Genomic DNA, 18,100 nt, shown 5'->3' with positions numbered 1-18,100 from the left:
TTGCACGGCATGATGGGGGACACCGTATTGCTGAGATTCACTCTGGAACGATTTGTTGGAATGGTCATCACCATGGCACTGGTGTCGGTGATGGTCTTTCTGATTATGGAACTACCGCCCGGCGACTATGCCGACCGGTATGCCTTTCGCAAATATTCCGGCACCGGGGTGAATGTTACTGAGGCCGATATCGAGGCGATACGGCGCGATCTGGGTTTGGATAAGCCCATGGTGCTGCGCTATTTCGACTGGATCGGCGGCATCGTCCTGCGCTGGGATTTCGGGCAGGCCTTTGCCTTTGAAACCTCGGTGACCAAAGTTATCGGCGACAAGGTCTGGCTGACGGCCGGCATCCTGTTCGCCACCCTCCTGCTGACCTACATCGTATCGATCCCCATCGGCATTTTTGCTGCGGTACGGCGTGGGTCAGCAGTCGATTACGGCCTGACGGTGTTTTCCTATCTGGGTCTGGCATTGCCGAACTTTCTGCTGGCGCTGGTGATGCTGTATTTCGCCAACCGCTGGTTCGGGGCCGATATCGGCGGGTTGTTTTCGGCCGAATACCGAGACGCGCCATGGTCGGCGGCCAAGGTCTGGGACATGATGAAACACCTGTGGCTGCCTGCGGTGGTTTTGGCCTGGTCGGCGGTGGCCTATCAGATTCAGACTGTACGGGCCACCATGTCGGATGAGTTGAACAAGCTTTCCGTGACCGCTGCCCGCGCGCGCGGTGTTCCAGAAACCAAGCTGCTGATCAAATACCCGGCACGTCTGGCGATTAATCCGGTCGTCTCGACCATCGGCTTTGACGTGAACCGCATCTTTTCGGAATTGCCAATCGTGGCTGTGGTGCTGGGCCTGACAGAGCTGGGTGAGCTGCTGCTGAGGGCATACCTGGACCTCGACATGAACGTGGCGGGCGCAATCCTGCTGATGCTGACTTTTGCCATCGTATTCATGAACTTCTTCTCGGATCTATTACTGGCGTGGCTGGATCCGCGCATCAAATTGGGGGCCTGATCCATGACTGACGTAACCCAACTCTCGGCTGCCGAAGCCAAAGAGCGCGAACGCCAGCTGAAATATTATTCCGCCTCGCAATGGACCCTGATCTGGTGGCGGTTCCGCCGTCACCGCGCCGCAATGCTGGCGGCGTCATTACTGGGCTTGATGGCACTGGCTGGCATCTTTGCAGAGTTCGTCGCCCCCTATGGGCCGGTGAGCCGCGACACCAAGTACATCGAGGGCGCGCCGCAAATTCCTCGTTTTTGCGATGCGGGCGGTTGTTCGGTTGTGCCCTTTATCAACGGCACCAAAACCGAACGTGACCCGGTGACTCTGCGCGCAATTTCGGTGCCCGACCCCGAGGTACGCCACTACCTGAAGTTCTTCGTCCAAGGTGAGCAGGTCAAGCTGCTGGGCTTCATCCCGATTGACCGTCACCTTGTCGGCCTCAGCCCCGATGTGGATCAGAAAATCCATTTCTGGGGCACTGATGATCTGGGCCGCGACGTGTTCAGCCGAACGATCTATGCCACCCGAACGTCGCTTTCGATTGGGGTGATTGGGGTGCTGATCTCGTTCGTGTTGGCGCTGATTATCGGCGGGGTCGCGGGCTATTTCGGCGGCATCATCGACAACGTGATCCAACGCGTGACCGAGGTGATCCGTGTGGTGCCCATCATTCCATTGTATATGGGTCTGGCCGCTGCCATGCCCAAGGAATGGTCGACCACGCAGGTCTATTTCGCGATGACGCTGATCCTTGGCCTGTTTGGCTGGCCGACATTGGCGCGGCGGATACGGTCGCAGCTGTTGTCGATCCGGAACGAGGATTACGTTGTCGCCGCGCGGCTGGCAGGTGCACGCCCGGGCCGGATCATCGCGCAGCATATGCTGCCCAGCTTTACCAGCTTTATAATCGTCGATCTGGTGATCAGCTTCCCCTATATGATCCTGTCGGAAACGGCGCTGTCGTTTGTGGGGCTTGGCCTGCGTCCGCCCTCGGTTTCCTGGGGGGTATTGTTGCAGCAAGCGCAATCAGTGCGAGCGATTGAGCAGACCCCGTGGCTGTTTATTCCCGCGATCTTTGTCGTGGTGGCGGTGCTGGCCTTTACCGTGATTGGCGACGGGGTGCGCGATGCCGCCGACCCCTATGCGGAGGCGCGTTGAAATGACCAAAATCCTTGACGTTGAAAACCTGTCGATTTCGTTCCGCACGGATGAGGGTCTGATCACCCCGGTCCGCAATGCATCCTTTTCGGTCGAGAAAGGAAAAACCCTTGGGATCGTGGGCGAATCTGGTTCGGGCAAGTCGATCTCGACCAAAGCGGTCATGCGTCTTTTACCCAATACCGCGATGATCGGAGAGGGCTCGCGCATCGATTACCACGCGAAAAACGGCCAAAAGATCGATGTGCCCAGTTTGCGGCCCGGCGATCCGACAATCGGTCGTTTGCGCGGTGGCGAAATCGGGATGATTTTTCAGGAACCGATGGCCAGTTTCTCGCCCGTTTACACAATTGGCAACCAGATCACTGAGGCGATCAGGCTGCACCGCAAGGTCGGCCGCCGCGAGGCGCGCGAGATTGCCGTCGATATGCTGAACCGCGTTGGCCTGACCAATCCGTCGCAGCGCGTCGATCAGTATCCCCATGAACTGTCTGGTGGTATGCGCCAACGGGCCATGATCGCGCTGGCGTTGTCGGCCGGCCCTGCCTTGTTGATCGCGGACGAACCGACAACCGCGCTGGATGTCACGATTCAGGCTCAGGTTTTGAAGTTGATGAAAAAGCTGCAGGAAGAGTTGGAGATGGGGATGATCTTCATCACCCATGATTTGGGCGTTGTTGCTCAGGTCGCCGACGATGTGGTCGTCATGCAAAAGGGCGAAGTGGTCGAGCGCGGTACTGTGCGCGACGTGATCCGTAACCCGCAGGAAGATTATACCAAACGCCTGTTGGCTGCTATTCCGCGACTGGATCGCGTCAAACCGCCTGCGGCGCTGACCGGCAAGAAACATCGCCCCCTGATTGATGTGAAAAATCTGGTGGTGGATTTTGATGTGAAGACCAAGCGCGTGTTCCGCACGGATATCACCAAGGTCCGTGCAGTGGATGACGTCAGCTTTACCATCAAAAAAGGCGAGACCGTCGGTTTGGTGGGCGAGTCCGGCTCGGGCAAGACCACCGTTGGTCGGGCAATCTTGCGCGCCATTGATCCGTCAGATGGCGAAGTTGTGTTTCACCGCAAGAAAAAGGGCGACATTGATCTGGCCCATGCCAGCGCAGAAGAACTGCGCGCGGTACGCTCTAAGCTGAACATGGCGTTTCATGAAGGGCCGGTACACGTGCACTCGCTGGGCGGCGATCTGCTGCGGTCGTTCCGGCCCGAAATGAGCCTTGTGTTTCAGGACCCGTACTCGTCGCTTAACCCGCGTATGACGGTGCGCGATATCATCGCCGAACCGCTGGTTGCGTCAGGGCAGATGAGCAGTCGGGCAGAAATTGACGAGCGCGTGCGTGAAATCGCGGCGCGATGCAAGATTGAACTGGAACATCTGCGTCGGTTCCCCCACGCGTTCTCAGGCGGTCAGCGGCAACGGATTTGCATTGCCCGCGCCCTGGTGTCCAAGCCAAAGTTTGTCGTCTGTGATGAATGTGTTTCGGCGCTGGATGTGTCCATTCAGGCTGAAATCGTGGATTTGCTGAAGAACATTCAGGAAGAAATGGGGGTCAGCTTTCTGTTCATCGCCCATGATCTGGCGGTTGTGGCGCAGATTTCGCACAGCGTTGCGGTGTTGTACCACGGTAAGTTTGTCGAATACGGACCGACCGAAAAAGTGTTCTATTCCCCGCGTCATCCTTACACACAGGCACTGCTCAGCGCGGTGCCGCACCCGGACCCGGACGCGGTTTTTGCACCAATCCGGCTTGAAGGCGGGTTCCATCACCCGATCGCGGTGACGTCCGGAGAAGCGGTTACGGTAGTTGATGCGCCAGCGGGGTTCGACCCGGGTTCGGCGCCGGTCAAGCTGGTCGAAATCGAAGAGGGGCACTTTGTGGCCTGCCATCTTGTGCAAGAAATGGCTTCGCAAAGCATTCCCCCAAAACCAGAAGCCTCTGTCCACGTACCGGTCACTGGTTCGGTCGTGTAGCCGACATTCAGGGTAAAAGCATGGGATCAGGATCGTGCGACAGCAGGTCCTGAACCAATGGATTGGGAAAGCGGCGGCGCAGGGTGACGGCGTAAAAGGTTTCTTTGATGCGCGGGTGTTCCTGTGCTTCGACCAACCGCCCTGAATTCAGTTCGTCCGTTACGACGATGGGTGCCACAAGGGCCAATCCTATGTCCTCGCGCGCCAACAGGCGCATCATGGCCATGTCATCAACCTCGGCCGCGATCTGCGGGCGTTCTGACAGGCGGCTGGCCATGGCATCGAACGCAGTGCGCGCGCTGTTGTCAGTGGTAGGCAGGATGAAGGGCTGGCTGTGCAATAAGTCTTTGATCGGTATTTTGGGGTTCAGCCGGTCGGGTGTACCGACGATGCTGACCGGCTGTTCCGCGATCTGGTGAATCTCAAACGGGGTGAGTGAATCATCCGGCGGCGGTCGGTTCATCAGCACGAGATCCAAGTTCAGCGTCTCAAGCCCTTCCATCAGCTCGGTCGCGCTGCCGGATCGCAGGATCACCTCGACATCCAAGCGCGACAGGATTGGGCGCAGAAACCCAATCTGAAAGTTGCGCGACAGGGTCGCCAAGGCCCCCACACGCAGGGCTTTGCGGGTCTGAACCGTCTCGGTCAGGGTGGCGACAAGTTCTTGTCCTGTCGAGAAAATCGCATCCGCATGATCCAGCGCGATGCGTCCGGCTTCGGTCAGGTAAAGCTGCCTCCCACGGCGTTCGAACAGGTCGTGGCCCAGTCGTTCCTCAAGTTGCTTGATCTGCACCGACAAAGCGGATTGCGACAGGTTCAGCCGCTGCGCCGTTCGGGTCAGGTTCCCGTCATGGGCCACGGCCCAGAAATACCGCAGGTGATGATAGTTCAGAGGCATATCGTTCTAAATAATAGAATGAAAGTGGAAGAACAATGAATTTTTAATGGCACAAAATCTGTCCTAACTGACTGTCCCAAACCGATGATCCAGGGAAGTCACCATGTTCTACCTCTATCTCCCGCTGCTCAGTCCATTGATCCTGATTGCTGCTGCGATTCATGCCGGGCGTCACCCGGGCCTGCGCCCGGGTCGCGTGCCGCAGATTGCCGAAGCGACGGCTTTTGCCGCCTTTATGGTGGCTGCCGTGTCCGCAGCAATGCTGTTTGTCTTTGGTCCGGGAACCTCGGGCTTGATTGGGGCGCTTGGGGTTGGGTTCTCGGTCCGGTTGGATGCGGTCAGCGCGGTGATGCTGGTGCTGGTCAGCTTTATCGGATGGGTCGTGCTGCGCTATTCGGCCACTTACATGGATGGTGAGGCGCGGCAGGGGACGTTCACGAAATGGATGGCTCTGGCGCTGGCCTCGGTCCTGATTTTGGTGATGTCTGGCAACCTGATTCAGCTGCTGGTCGCGTGGACCACCACCAGCCTGGCATTGCATAAGCTGCTGCTGTTTTATCCGGAACGCGCAACGGCTCAGCGGGCCGCCCGGAAGAAGGCGCTGGTGGCGCGGTTGAGTGAGGGTGCATTGGCGGCGGCTATAGGTCTGCTAATCTTGGCGACCGGAACCACCGATATCCACACGATCCTGACCACGGTTCAAGCCGACTGGCTGACGATGACAGCGGCCCTGCTGATCGCTGTCGCGGCAGTATTGGCCTCGGCACAGTTCCCGGTGCATGGTTGGCTGACCGAAGTAATGGAGGCACCCACGCCCGTTTCCGCCTTGCTGCACGCGGGTGTGATCAACGCGGGCGGCTTCCTGTTGATCCGCTTCGCCGATGTCATGCTAGCGGCCCCCGGAGTGATGGCGCTGCTGGTGATGCTGGGTGGGTTCACCGCATTGTTCGGCGGGTTGGTGATGCTGACCCAGCCTGCGGTCAAGACCTCGTTGGCTTGGTCCACCATCGCGCAGATGGCGTTCATGGTGATGCAGTGCGGTCTTGCGCTGTTCCCATTGGCGATGCTGCATATCGTGGCACACTCTCTTTATAAAGCGCACGCTTTCCTCAGCTCGGGTGAGGCGGTCAAGAACGTGGCCGCTATTCACCGCCCCGGCCCAATCGCGGTGCCCAGTGCCAGCAATGTGTTGCGGGCTTTTGGGACGGCCATCGTGATCTACGCGTTGGTCGGCACGGTGCTGGGCTTTGATGGCAAGTCGGTGCAGGCGATTGCGCTTGGTGTCATCCTGATCTTTGGCGTGGCCTATCTGCTGGCGCAGGGCTTTGCCGACGCCGCGCCGCGCCAGTTGACGCAGCGCACGGTGGTTTATGCACTGGTGACTTCGGTCAGCTATTTCGCGCTGCAGGTCATCGCGCAGCATCTGACCGCCGGAACTTTGCCCGCCACCCCCGCACCGGGGCCGCTGGAATGGGCGCTGATCGTACTGGCCCTGCTGAGCTTTGGGTTCGTTGCAGTGGCGCAGGCGACCTTCCCGCTGTGGGCGGCGCATCCGGCGGCGGCAGGCCTGCGGGTTCACCTGTCAAACGGCCTTTATGCCAACGCGATTTTCGACAAGTTTCTGGACGGTTGGTCCAGACGGACCGCAGCCTGAAAGGAACAGATCTGATGTTTGCAAAGCTTGAAGCGTACCCCGCACCGCTGCTGGAACTGGTAGCCGAAGCCAGATCTGCCGCCACTGCGATCCCGCCCTTGTTCCCGCTGTCCTCGAATGTCGCGGTGAATCCGTTTCTGGGCCAAAGCGATGAGCCGTTGGCCGTGACCTCGGCCCGGCTGGCGCGGGTTGCGGGCGCGCGGATCACGCCGGATCGGACACATTGGGCGGCAAAATTGGCCTCCGGTGAAATGACTGAGGCGGATATTCTGGACGCGCTGTCTGCGATTGCGGGCCCGTTCAATGCCCCAAGCCTTGAAGACGTTTTGGCGGCGCTGAATACAGAGGTCCCTGAATCGCGCGCCCTGCCCACTGTGGCCGAACTGGCGGCCGAAGTTTCGGGCACGGACTGGCCCGGCCTGATCGAGGATCGGATCGGCATCTGGGCCGCCAGCCATTTCGACCAAGGGCAGGCTTTGTGGCAACAGGCCCGGACCGGAGGGGCCTTCAGCGCCTGGCGGGAGTTTGCCTCTCGTGACCTGACGCCGGAAATTCACGGCCTGACCGGGTTTGGCGCTTTTGTTGCGGCCACCAACCGGTCGCATTGGCGCGCGATTGGCCGGTCATCCGAGCGGTTGGGCCTCAGCACTGAGGCCGCGCCCACCGCCTACCACCGCTGGCTGACAACCTTGGGCGGTTGGGCGCAATACGCGCGCTATCTGTTGTGGGAGGCCGAGTTGAAAGGCGAGCAGCACACCGCCGTGACCGAGCTGTTGGCCGTGCGCATGGTGTTTGATGAGGCGTTGTTCGACCTATACGAAGATCAGATCGCCGAACGCTGGGCCGAGGTTGTGGAGGCGCATGAGGCTCCGTTGACGCCAACCGCCGATTTCGTGATCGATGCTGTTCTGCAAGAGGCCGCCGAACGGGCACAGCAACGCGCGCTGGCCGAAAGGCTGCTGCCCGGCACCACGCGTCAGGCCGACGGTCGGGCGCAGGTGCAGGCGGCGTTCTGCATCGACGTTCGGTCGGAAGTGTTCCGCCGCGCGCTAGAGGCGCAGGATACCGGGATCGAGACGCTCGGCTTTGCTGGGTTCTTTGGCCTTGCCAGTTCGCACAAAGCAGCAGGATCTGACGTCACCGAGGTCCATGGCCCGGTGTTGTTGCAGCCGTCCGTGTGCTCTCATGCCAAGGAATCGGCGGGAAAGGACCTGACCCGGCGTTATACGGCGCGGGCCAAGCGGGCCTGGGGCCGGTTCAAGTTGGCGGCTGTGTCGTCCTTTGCCTTTGTTGAGGCGACCGGGCCTTTATATGCGGGCAAGTTGATGCGCGACGCGTTGGGAGTTGGCGGAAAGACCAAGGTTGATCCTGCGCCTCAACTGGACCCGAATATCGATCTGGAGGCGCGTATTGGTATGGCCAAGACGGTGCTGACCGCGATGTCTTTGACCGACAATTTCGCCAAGATCGTCCTGTTGGTTGGACATGGCGCTGACGTGACCAACAACCCCCATGAAAGCGCACTGCATTGTGGCGCCTGTGGAGGCCATGCGGGAGACGTGAACGCGCGGCTATTGGCCGGATTGTTGAACGATGCGCAAGTGCGCTCGGGGCTGGAAGGGCAGGGGATCGCCATTCCCGCAGATACTTTGTTCGTGGCAGCAATGCATTTGACCACAACCGACCGGGTCAGCCTGTATGAGCAAGATTTGCCGTCGGGACACCAGCCCAGCGATTTGGCGCAGGTCAAGAACTGGCTGGATGCAGCCGGACAGTTGGCCCGGGCTGAACGTGCTGCACGCTTGCCGCGGGCCAACAAAGCCGCCGATATTCAGCGGCGCGCACAGGACTGGGCCGAAACCCGCCCCGAATGGGGGCTGGCCGGGTGCCGCGCCTTTATCGCTGCGCCGCGTTACCGCACGGATGGGGCGGATCTGGCGGGGCAGGCCTTTTTGCACAATTACGATTGGCGCAAGGATGATGACTTTGGCGTGCTGGAACTGATCATGACCGCACCTGTTGTCGTCGTCAGTTGGATCAGTCTGCAGTATTATGGCTCGACCGTTGCGCCGCAACTGTTCGGCGGTGGCAACAAGCTACTGCACAATGTAGTTGGCGGTATTGGCGTGCTGGAGGGCAACAACGGCGCGCCCCGTCCGGGCCTGCCGTGGCAATCGATCCATGACGGCGATGGGTATCAGCACGATCCGTTACGCCTGTCGGTGGTGATTGAGGCCCCGCGCGCGGCGATGTCGGACATCCTTGATCGGCACCCGCAGGTGCGGGCGCTGTTCGACAATGGATGGCTGCACCTGATCGCCATGGACGATCAAGGCAAGTTGGCTTGGCGCTATACTGGTGACCTGAACTGGGCCCTGATCAACGCCGCGCCCGATCAGGCCATCGCAGCGGAATAAGCTGAAGCCGATCAACAGACAGCCTGCGAAACGGGTTGTCTTTTGGCCGGTTCCACCCTAGTCAGAGCCTCACCTCGGGGTGCGTGGCGTGGCCGCGCTGAGATGCCTTTGGCGAACCCGTTGAACCTGAACCGGCTAGAACCGGCGGAGGGAAAGGTGACGGTTTCATCCATCCTTGCCCTCTCGCCGCAATGGAGGATGACATGAAACATCTGATGATTGCTGCGGGACTTCTGAGTGCAACTACGGCCGTTGCGGCCGATACACCTCAGCTGACCGTGTACACCTATGACAGCTTTGTCTCGGACTGGGGCCCCGGCCCACAGGTGAAAGAGGCGTTTGAGGCAGTCTGTGGTTGTGAACTGAACCTCGTCGGCGTCGAAGATGGCGCGGCGCTGTTGTCGCGTATCCGGCTTGAGGGTGAGAACTCGGACGCCGACGTGGTGTTGGGTCTCGACACCAACCTGATCACCGCAGCCAAGGAAACCGGCCTGTTCGCGCCCAGCTCGGTCAGCGCCGAATACACGCTGCCGATCGAATGGACGGATGAGGTTTTCGCGCCTTACGACTGGGGCTACTTCGCCTTTGTTCATAATGCCGATGCTGCGGCGCCTGCGAACTTCCGCGAACTGGCCGAGGGTGACACCAAGATCATTATTCAGGACCCGCGCTCTTCGACACCCGGTCTGGGGCTGCTTTTGTGGGTGCAGGCGGCTTATGGCGATGAAGCGGCGGATATCTGGGCCGGTCTGGCCGACAATATCGTGACCGTGACCAAGGGCTGGTCCGAGGCGTATGGCCTGTTTCTGGAAGGTGAGGCCGATATGGTCCTCAGCTACACCACCTCGCCCGCCTACCACCTGATTGCCGAGGAAGATGCGAGCAAAGCGGCGGCTGCCTTTGACGAAGGCCACTATATGCAGGTTGAGGTTGCAGCGAAGCTGGCCGGGACCGATCAGCCGGAGCTGGCGGATCAGTTCCTTGAGTTTATGGTCTCAGACGCGTTCCAGCAGATCATTCCGACCACCAACTGGATGTATCCGGCGGTGACTCCGGCAGCCGGTCTGCCCGCAGGGTTCGACTCGCTGATTCAGCCGGAAAAATCCCTGCTGTATTCTCCGGATGAGGCTGCCAAAGTGCGGGATCAGGCGCTTGCAGAATGGCTGAGCGCGCTCAGCCAGTAAGCCCTTGGCCGGGCGTTGGCGCGGCGGCTTTGGTGGCCGCGCTGATATTGGGAACGCTTGCTGCTGTCGCCCTGCGGGCAGACGCGGCGGGCGGGTTTGGCCCGGCGGACTGGGCCGCCCTGCGGTTCACGCTGGTACAGGCGACTCTGTCTGCCCTGTTCAGCGCGGCGCTGGCGGTGCCGGTGGCGCGCGCATTGGCCCGGCGGCGGTTTCCGGGACGGCGCATCCTGATTGCATTGCTCGGGGCGCCCTTCATTCTGCCGGTCATCGTGGCGATCCTCGGGCTGTTGCAGGTCTTTGGGCGCGCGGGCTGGATTTCTGAGCTTCTAGACGTCTTTGGCCTGCCGCCAATCCGCATCTACGGGTTGCACGGGGTCGTGCTGGCGCATGTGTTCTTTAACCTGCCGCTGGCCACTCGGCTGATCCTACAGGCATGGCAAGAGGTTCCGGCCGAGCGGTTCCGTCTGGCCGCGCAGCTGGGCTGTGACGGTTGGGCCATGTTCCGATTGATTGAATGGCCGATGCTGCGGCGTATCCTGCCGGGTGTACTGGCGGTGATCTTCGCCATCTGTCTGACCAGCTTCGCCGTTGCCCTGACCTTGGGCGGAGGGCCACGGGCTACGACGATTGAGCTGGCGATCTATCAGTCCTTTACCTACGATTTTGACCTTGGCCGCGCGGCGTTGCTGTCCGCGTTGCAATTGGCCCTGACCGCTGCAGCTGCGCTGGCCGCGCTAAAGTTTTCGCGCGGGGACGGGTTTGGGGCAGGTCTGGACCGGGCCATCCGACGCTGGGACGGCGGAGCGCCGGTGTTTGATACGATTTGGATACTGGCGGCGGCGGGGTTTCTGTTGCTGCCTTTGGCGGCGGTGGTGATTTCTGGCGTTTCGGGACTGTTCGAGATGCCCTCACTGGTGTTCCGCGCCGCGTCGACCTCGGTTCTGGTGGCGGCAGTCAGCACGGCTGTCCTGTTGATGCTGGCCTTGCCCATGGCCATGGCCGTGGCGACCGGGCGGTATGGGATCGTCGAGCTCAGCGGTATTCTGGGGCTGGCGGCGTCGCCCCTGGTGATCGGTACCGGCCTCTTCATCCTAATCCGCCCTGTTGCCAATCCAACCGCACTGGCGCTGCCGGTCACGGCACTGGTGAATGCGGTCATGGCGCTGCCTTTCGCTCTTCGTATTCTGGTGCCTGCGGCTCGGGATGTGGTCACCCGACATGGGCGACTGGCACTGTCGCTGGATATGGGCAAAAAGACCTTCTTCACCCGAATTCTGCTGCCCCGAATGCGTCCACAGATCCGCTTTGCTGCCGGTCTTGCAGCCGCACTTTCGATGGGTGATCTCGGCGTGATCGCATTGTTCGCCGATCCGCAGATCGCGACCTTGCCGTTGCAGATTTACAGGCTGATGGGGGCTTACCAGATGCAGGCAGCTGCTGGGGCAGCATTGCTGCTTTTAGTGCTGTCGATGGGGGCCTTCTGGCTCTTGGACCGCGGAGGGCGATTGCATGCTGAAACTTGACCTATGCGTCATTGAAAATGGCGGTTTCGCCTTGAAGGCCGATTTTTCAATCGAGGCCGGGGCCAGTGTAGCCATCATTGGCCCATCCGGCGCGGGCAAGTCGACGCTGCTTGAGGCGATCGCCGGGTTTCGCGACCTCAAACAGGGGCGAATCCTGTGGCGGGATCAGCGCATTTCGAACCTTGCACCGGGCAAGCGGCCGCTGGCGATGCTGTTTCAGGATGGCAACCTGTTCCCGCATCTAACGGTGGAACAGAACGTCGCCCTGGGCCTACGCCCCAATGGGCGCCTGTCGGCAGAGGAGCAATCGCAAGTCAAAACAGCACTGGCCCGCGTGGCACTGCCAGGCTTTGAAACGCGCAAACCTGCAGAGTTGTCGGGAGGGCAACAAAGCCGGGTCGCGCTGGCCCGGGTTCTGGTGCAACGGCGTGAAGTGTTGTTGCTGGACGAACCCTTTGCGGCGTTGGGGCCAGCGCTGAAGGCCGAAATGCTGGACCTTGTTGCCGGGTTGCTGGCCGAGACCGGAACAACTCTGCTGATGGTCAGTCATGACCCGCAGGACGCCCGCCGAATTGCCGATCAGACGGTGCTTGTGGCCGACGGGCAGGCGCATCCGCCCGCAGCAACGGCGCAATTGTTCGACGACCCGCCACCCAGCCTTCAGGCTTATTTGGGATAGGCGCTATTTCCGATTGTGGAAGATAAACCCAAGGAAGTTCAGCAGTACCTGCGCCGCCAGAATTTGTGTACTTTCCGTTTGATCATAGGCCGGGGCGACCTCGACCAAGTCGATGCCGACCACATCGCCGCGTTTGCTGAGCCCCTGAAGGATTTCCAACACGTCGTAATACAGGAACCCCCCATGGCTGGGCGTTCCGGTGCCTGGCGCAATAGAGGGGCAGAAGGCGTCAATATCAATGGTGACGTAATAGCGTGCCCCTTCGGGGATGCGATCCAAAACGCCGTCCGCTCCCAGTTTGCGCACCTGCCGGACCGACAGGATATCGGAGCCACGGGCGCGGGCGTCTTCATAGCCTTCCTTTGCGGTCGAGGACACATTGCGAATGCCCAATTGGGTCATACCTGACACGTAGTCCTTTTCAATTGCGCGTCGCATCGGGTTGCCGTGGCCTTCGGTAACGCCGTGGCGTTCATCCACGAAATCTAAATGCGCGTCGATCTGGACCACATGAATGGGCCCATTCTTGTCGCAATCCTCGGCAAAGGCACGGATGCAGGGGATGTTGACTGAATGATCGCCCCCAATGGTCACCGGCAGCGCGCCCGCATCCACTATCTTCTTCACGCCAAATTCGATATTGGCGTGGCTTTCCTTCGTCTTTGTGTGGATGATATCAGCATCCCCCAGATCGACGATCCGCACTTCGCTGCCCAGATAGGTGGCGTCATCCTCGTGGTCATAGGCCCCAGCATGGCCAAAGCTGAACAGGGTCGAGGCCTCGCGCACCGCACGCGGCCCAAACCGGGCACCCGAGCGATACTGGCATCCGAAATCGAACGGCGCACCAAGGATGGCGACATCGGCATCGATCTTGTCCCAGTTCTCGACATAAGGCTTTTTGCCAAAGGTCGCGATGCCGACAAAGGGCAGGTTCAGACGACCTGATTCATAGCCATGACCCGACATGATTTCTCCGTTCTTTCTGCGTTACCGATACGCCAGATCCGGCCGGAACAGCGTGGCTTGAGGTGACGCCACCGGTCATCCGGTGCCGATCCGCAGGATGATAAGAAAAGAGTGGCACACCGCAAGCCATTGCCGCGGAAAACCGGCGGCCCAAGCCGTTAATTCACGGCGGCGTTTATGGGGGTTGTAATGAGAGAAGGTGTTATTTGTGAGATCGTTCTGCCCCATTTTGTGACGGGGTTTTCGGCGATGAAGATGATGTCGTTGTTGCGCAGTTCGAACTGTGCGGCGAGGGTGAGGTGTGCGGCGTTGCGGGTGTCGAGGTGCCATGCGGTGACGGCGCCGAACTCGCGGGGGTCTTGGGCTGCGCGCAGGACGTAGACCTCGGAGGCGTCGCCGGTTTCCTTGGCGACACCGCCGCCGGTGTCGTAAAGCGCGTCGGCCAGGGTGGCGGAGTGGTTGAAGGGCAGGGCATAGCGGCCCTGGGTGCGGACCTCGCCTGAGAGATAGACGTAGTCGCGGTCGATGGCGTCCAGTTCGATGGACTGGACGAAGTTGTCGCGTCGCTCGGCCAGATCGGCGCGGAGCAGGTTGACGGCGACGTTCAGCTCTTGCAGGGCGGTCTGGCGACCTTCCAGCACGGTCTCGCGCAGGGCGATCTGCTGGGCGAAGTAGCGCTCGGCGCGGTCGAGGTCATAGTCGGTATCAACAAAGACCGAGTCATTGGCGATCAGGTTGAGGTTCTGCAGCTCGGTGCGGGAATAGAGGTCTTCCAGCGGGATTTGATAGACATTGCCGTCGCGGTAGATGCGCACCGAAGAATTGTCGATATCGCTGACCGAGACCGAGCCCGCGGCGGACAATGCCTCGCCCAGGGTCAGCTGGGTCAGGGTGATGGGCTGCACGCCGGGTTGGCCGACGGCGCCGCCGACCGAGACGCGGCGGGAATTGAACTCGGCAATTTCCAGGCTGAATGTGGGGTCGATCTGGTTTTCCACCAGGCGCTGGAACAGCAGCGCCTCGGCCTCGTCCACGGTCAGGCCGACCAGACGCACGCGGCCGACATCGGGGATGTTGATCGAGCCGTCATCCTGCACGGTATAGCCGTTGCGGCTGTTCTGCGCGGCCAGGAGGCCCGACAGCTCTCCGGCGGTGCCTTGGGTCGAGGGCGTGGACAGCACCAGCACGTCACCGATGCCGATGGTATAGGGGCCGGGATTGACCTGTGGCGGCGGATCCAGCTGCAGCCCCGCGCGCGATCCGTCCTGGGTCGAGGGGGCCTCGGGCAGGGGGCCGGTGCCGCGCAGGCTGCTGGACGAGCCCGATCCCGCCGACAGTGCAAAGACCGAGGGCAGGGTTTTGGGCGAATAGGGTGAACGGTTGGCAACCAGCACGGTCTCGGGCGTCACCGGCACGACGCGGACCTTGCCGGCATCCGACACCCCTGCGGTCACCGAGGGGCTGCGATAGATGGTCGAGCATCCGGCAATCAGGCCGCTCAGGGCCAGCGCACCAAGGAGAAGGGAAGTATGACGCACGAGCTGTCCTCCGCTGTTCAAAACCTTAACTATCATCGGGCACCCGTTTTATGAACATGTTGCCCAGGAAATCGCCGGTCCATTGCGAGGACTGGACGATGCGGCCGGTACCGGTCTGCACCCAGTAAATGTTGGTGAACTGCTGGGCCACCCCATAACAGTCTTCCTGCTGTTTCTGCGTGGCGACAGGGGTGCCCTGCACAATCACCGTGTCCGCGCCCTGTGGGGTAATCTGGCATTTATAGGCGTGCAGTTCGATCTCGTCATCGCCGTTGAGAAAGCTGTGGAACCGTTCGGCGTGGCCCGCACTGCCGGTCCGCACCAGCGCTGCGCTCTGGCGGACATCCGATGCGCTCATGCCGCCGCCAAAGCCGATGGCCGAGGTCAGCAGGCCCTGTTCCAGCGTGATGGTGGCGCCATCCGCGGTCAGCCAGGTTTGAACCCCGGCGCGTTCGGTCTCCAGCAGCATGACACCGGCCAGATCGCGGCTGGGAAAACCAACCTCGAGCCGGGGCGGGATCGGGCGGCGCGCGGCCAGCGCCTCGGCGCGCGGGTGGAACCGGGGCGTGTCGGGAAGCAGCGTGCCCTTCAGCAGATCGGCATCGTCCCGCGCTTCGCCGCAGGAGATCAGCATCAGGGCCAGCAGGGCCAACGTTGCAGGGTGTCGCAGGGCATTCATCGCCAGAACCTCCCCCAGCCGCGGGACAGGTCCTGGGCGCGGGCCTCGCGGGTGACGCCGTACAACCGGTTGCGCACGTTCAACCGGGCGCCGCCATCGCGCAGGACGGGGCGGATGGTCTGGGCGATCTTGTTGCGTGACGGGCGCCCGGTGATCCACGAGATGGGAACCTCGATCCGGATGCCCTTGTCGAACGAGCCTTCGCCGAACTCTTCGGAGCTGACATTGGTTAGGGTAAAGAAGGCGCCGACCTTGAAGCCGTTGTTGAACTCGCGGTCCAGGGTGAAGGTGGCGCCATAGTCGCCGGCCAGATAGCGCCCGACATCGACCTGCGCGTGATAGTCACCGGGCAAGTCGTAATAGGCCGACGCATGGCCGGTGGCGACCGAGTAATCCTGAAAGCCGAACAGCACGTCAAAGTCGCGTTGGGCCACGTAATTGGCCTCGATCCCCAGGGCCAGGCGGCTGTCGGCGGGATACCATAGCAGCTCGGTCGACAGCCCGCCGAACATGGTCTCGAGATAGCCCAGTGTGGTGCGGGCATAGAGGTTGGTGCCCGGCCGCCACAGGTACTCGGCGGTCATATGCTCGACCCGCAGGTTGGATTCGCGGGCATAGATGTTCCAGTCCGAGCGCACGCGCGGCAGGGTCGAATCCGATGGGCGGGTGCTGTCATCCAGCGTGCTGAGGATCGGCTGGCGCAGCTCGGTCGACAGGGTCAGCCCGGGCACCAGCGTGTAATCCAGCCCCAGCACCGCCCCCAGCTCATACCGCAGCGGATCGTCGGGGTCGAAGAACGAGAAGTTCAGATAGGGCCCGAACCGGTAGGAAAAATGCGGATAGGCATCGCTGAGGATGCCGCCCTGCACCAGCGGGATCGTGTCCGAGATCTGGGCCCGGGCAAAGCTGCGCCAGGCATTGTCGGGATCGTGCTCCAGCTCGTAAAGATCGTCGCGGTTGATCCGCACCGCGCTGAGCGGCACGCCGTCCGACATCAGCGCGATGTCGAAATGTTCGGCCTGCGGCGGTTCTTCGTTGGCCAGCACGCGGGCGGTGCGCCCCAGCGCCTGGGCGGCCTGGCCATAGCGGTTGTTCTCGACCCCGACCTGGACGGTGTCACCAGTGTCGGACAGATAGACCAGCCGCAGCCCTTCCTGGTCCAGCGCGGCCTGCATTCGGTCGCGGATGTCGCCGGGGCTGCTGTCTGCGGTGGCGGCGGCGATCTGGGCTTCGGGCCGCAGCGGCGGCGGCGCGGCGCCCTGCCCGCCGGGGGTCACCGCTTTGCGCGGGTCGATGAAATAACTGAAGGTCAGCCCCAGCGTGGTGCCATACAGATAGGATGTGGTCAGCTGGGCGCCGTTCTTGAACCGGTACTGCACCCCGACATTGATCGGCGAGCGCACGTCGAACCCGATATTGTCGCGTTCGCGGGTGTAGAGATCGGGGGAATACTCGGCCATAAAGGTCAGCCGGTCGTTATATTGCCAGCTGGCGCCGCCGAACAGGGCGGCGTCACCGCGAAACCAGTTGCCGAAATCCAGCTGACCCGTGGTCGAGATCCCGCCTGCACCCGAGCCGGGCCGGGTGTCGAACCGCTCGCCGAAAATGCCCAGCGGGTTGGAAAAGGCCCCGCGCCCCGCCATCCGGCCCCAGCCGATGCCGCCGGTCAGCTTGAGCCGGTCGCGAAAGGTTTTGGTGGCCACGAAATACTCGGCCGCATAGATGCCGGTGCCGCCGAAATCGCGCAGCCCCATCACGATGGCCGGGCTGTGCTTGCTTTCCTCACGCAGCCGGAAATGCAGGTCGAAGCTGCGGTCGTAGCGGTCGCCATCGGCCCCGTCGAGCCCCTTGATATAGGCATAGCGGAAACTGCCATGCACCCAGGGCAGCATCTGGAAGGTCATCGTGCCCCGACCGGTGTCGCGCAGCCCTGCTGCGGTGAAGACCAGCATGCCGTCCTCGAACATCTCGGCGGTTGGAATCTCGAGCAGGCCGGGCGTGCCATAGGTCGATACCGATTGCGCCTGCGCCATGCCGGTGGCAACCGCGCATAGCGCTGCAATCAGGCCTTTCCGCCTTGCTGATACCGCTCGAATCTTCACGTCAGATTATCACTTTTTTATACGGCGCCTGATTAACCGGTTTTGCCTGTGGCGTCTTGTGTCAATTCGCCGTTGGGGGGTTTCCTGCAGGGTTGTGACTGATCTGCAAGTTAACCGGGCGGTTGCCTGATTTTTGGGCATGACGCTGACTCTGCACGGTGGTGGCAGCGCTTTAGACAGGCCCCGCGGCAAGCCGCTGAAAAGCAGGGCTTTCCCGCCAAATCCGGGCACTTTTTTGCGGATGCGGCATTCTCAGGTTCGGCCAGCTGTGATAGCCTTCGCCCAAGACTTGTTTTAGGAG

General features: G+C 61.4%; 13 protein-coding genes and 1 riboswitch. Of the genes, 8 read left to right on the top strand and 5 right to left on the bottom strand.

The genetic code is table 11. The annotated features are described in order from the left end of the window. Window positions 1-9: 9 nt before the first annotated feature. The 3 genes from ACXAGD_RS22195 to ACXAGD_RS22185 are packed head-to-tail and all read left to right on the top strand — an operon-like array spanning window position 10 to window position 4,156. Window positions 10-1,020, top strand: a complete 1,011-nt coding sequence (locus ACXAGD_RS22195; RefSeq protein ID WP_475214155.1) for an ABC transporter permease — start codon at window positions 10-12, stop codon at window positions 1,018-1,020. Between the two features lie 3 nt (window positions 1,021-1,023). Further along, window positions 1,024-2,172, top strand: a complete 1,149-nt coding sequence (locus tag ACXAGD_RS22190) for an ABC transporter permease (protein WP_475214153.1) — start codon at window positions 1,024-1,026, stop codon at window positions 2,170-2,172. Between the two features lies 1 nt (window position 2,173). Then, window positions 2,174-4,156: an ABC transporter ATP-binding protein gene (locus ACXAGD_RS22185; RefSeq protein WP_475214151.1), complete on the top strand. Its 1,983-nt coding sequence runs from the start codon at window positions 2,174-2,176 to the stop codon at window positions 4,154-4,156. Window positions 4,157-4,163: 7 nt separating this feature from the next. On the opposite strand, the gene ACXAGD_RS22180 is transcribed toward ACXAGD_RS22185, so the two are convergent. After that, a complete protein-coding gene (locus tag ACXAGD_RS22180) occupies window positions 4,164-5,054 on the bottom strand; it encodes a LysR family transcriptional regulator (protein WP_475214148.1) in 891 nt (296 codons plus the stop codon). A 103-nt stretch (window positions 5,055-5,157) separates the two neighbouring features. Between ACXAGD_RS22180 and ACXAGD_RS22175 the strand changes: the two genes are divergently transcribed. From ACXAGD_RS22175 to ACXAGD_RS22155, 5 genes are all read left to right on the top strand, one after another. After that, window positions 5,158-6,708, top strand: a complete 1,551-nt coding sequence (locus ACXAGD_RS22175; RefSeq protein ID WP_475214146.1) for a proton-conducting transporter transmembrane domain-containing protein — start codon at window positions 5,158-5,160, stop codon at window positions 6,706-6,708. Window positions 6,709-6,722: 14 nt separating this feature from the next. Continuing rightward, the gene (locus tag ACXAGD_RS22170) at window positions 6,723-9,125 is read left to right on the top strand and encodes a YbcC family protein (RefSeq protein WP_475214144.1); all 2,403 of its coding nucleotides are present in this window, start codon (window positions 6,723-6,725) and stop codon (window positions 9,123-9,125) included. Window positions 9,126-9,190: 65 nt separating this feature from the next. Beyond that, window positions 9,191-9,296: riboswitch (TPP riboswitch) on the top strand. 32 nt (window positions 9,297-9,328) lie between these two features. Further along, a complete protein-coding gene (gene thiB, locus ACXAGD_RS22165) occupies window positions 9,329-10,309 on the top strand; it encodes a thiamine ABC transporter substrate binding subunit (protein WP_475214142.1) in 981 nt (326 codons plus the stop codon). After that, window positions 10,285-11,832 carry a thiamine/thiamine pyrophosphate ABC transporter permease ThiP gene (locus tag ACXAGD_RS22160; protein WP_475214140.1) on the top strand — a complete coding sequence of 516 codons (1,548 nt, stop codon included), beginning with the start codon at window positions 10,285-10,287 and terminating at the stop codon, window positions 11,830-11,832. The genes thiB and ACXAGD_RS22160 overlap by 25 nt, the downstream gene beginning before the upstream one ends. Continuing rightward, a complete protein-coding gene (locus tag ACXAGD_RS22155) occupies window positions 11,819-12,511 on the top strand; it encodes a thiamine ABC transporter ATP-binding protein (protein WP_475214138.1) in 693 nt (230 codons plus the stop codon). The genes ACXAGD_RS22160 and ACXAGD_RS22155 overlap by 14 nt, the downstream gene beginning before the upstream one ends. A 3-nt stretch (window positions 12,512-12,514) precedes the next feature. Here ACXAGD_RS22155 and speB read toward each other — a convergent pair whose 3' ends face one another. The 4 genes from speB to ACXAGD_RS22135 all read right to left on the bottom strand — a co-directional run bounded on the left by speB (window position 12,515) and on the right by ACXAGD_RS22135 (window position 17,730). Next, a complete protein-coding gene (gene speB, locus ACXAGD_RS22150; RefSeq protein WP_475214137.1) occupies window positions 12,515-13,480 on the bottom strand; it encodes an agmatinase in 966 nt (321 codons plus the stop codon). Between the two features lie 158 nt (window positions 13,481-13,638). Continuing rightward, on the bottom strand, window positions 13,639-15,018 hold the full coding sequence (locus ACXAGD_RS22145; protein WP_475212215.1) for a polysaccharide biosynthesis/export family protein: 1,380 nt from the start codon (window positions 15,016-15,018) through the stop codon (window positions 13,639-13,641). Window positions 15,019-15,043: 25 nt separating this feature from the next. Further along, window positions 15,044-15,697, bottom strand: coding sequence for a YjbF family lipoprotein (locus ACXAGD_RS22140; RefSeq protein ID WP_475212217.1), 654 nt, complete (start codon window positions 15,695-15,697; stop codon window positions 15,044-15,046). Next, on the bottom strand, window positions 15,694-17,730 hold the full coding sequence (locus ACXAGD_RS22135) for a YjbH domain-containing protein (protein ID WP_475212219.1): 2,037 nt from the start codon (window positions 17,728-17,730) through the stop codon (window positions 15,694-15,696). The genes ACXAGD_RS22140 and ACXAGD_RS22135 overlap by 4 nt, the downstream gene beginning before the upstream one ends. Between the last annotated feature and the right edge of the window lie 370 nt (window positions 17,731-18,100).

It is taken from the genome of Ruegeria sp. ABF4_144, from assembly GCF_056160045.1.
Note: the sequence above shows the minus strand (reverse complement) of the source record. Positions and strands in the feature narration are given on the sequence as shown.

What these genes read in the sequence shown, in the direction of transcription:
- ACXAGD_RS22195 (WP_475214155.1), top strand. Translation starts at nt 10, where the DNA reads ATGATGGGGGACACCGTATTGCTGAGATTCACTCTGGAACGATTTGTT.
- ACXAGD_RS22190 (WP_475214153.1), top strand. Translation starts at nt 1,024, where the DNA reads ATGACTGACGTAACCCAACTCTCGGCTGCCGAAGCCAAAGAGCGCGAA.
- ACXAGD_RS22185 (WP_475214151.1), top strand. Translation starts at nt 2,174, where the DNA reads ATGACCAAAATCCTTGACGTTGAAAACCTGTCGATTTCGTTCCGCACG.
- ACXAGD_RS22180 (WP_475214148.1), bottom strand. Translation starts at nt 5,054, where the DNA reads ATGCCTCTGAACTATCATCACCTGCGGTATTTCTGGGCCGTGGCCCAT.
- ACXAGD_RS22175 (WP_475214146.1), top strand. Translation starts at nt 5,158, where the DNA reads ATGTTCTACCTCTATCTCCCGCTGCTCAGTCCATTGATCCTGATTGCT.
- ACXAGD_RS22170 (WP_475214144.1), top strand. Translation starts at nt 6,723, where the DNA reads ATGTTTGCAAAGCTTGAAGCGTACCCCGCACCGCTGCTGGAACTGGTA.
- thiB (WP_475214142.1), top strand. Translation starts at nt 9,329, where the DNA reads ATGAAACATCTGATGATTGCTGCGGGACTTCTGAGTGCAACTACGGCC.
- ACXAGD_RS22160 (WP_475214140.1), top strand. Translation starts at nt 10,285, where the DNA reads ATGGCTGAGCGCGCTCAGCCAGTAAGCCCTTGGCCGGGCGTTGGCGCG.
- ACXAGD_RS22155 (WP_475214138.1), top strand. Translation starts at nt 11,819, where the DNA reads ATGCTGAAACTTGACCTATGCGTCATTGAAAATGGCGGTTTCGCCTTG.
- speB (WP_475214137.1), bottom strand. Translation starts at nt 13,480, where the DNA reads ATGTCGGGTCATGGCTATGAATCAGGTCGTCTGAACCTGCCCTTTGTC.
- ACXAGD_RS22140 (WP_475212217.1), bottom strand. Translation starts at nt 15,697, where the DNA reads ATGAATGCCCTGCGACACCCTGCAACGTTGGCCCTGCTGGCCCTGATG.
- ACXAGD_RS22135 (WP_475212219.1), bottom strand. Translation starts at nt 17,730, where the DNA reads ATGGCGCAGGCGCAATCGGTATCGACCTATGGCACGCCCGGCCTGCTC.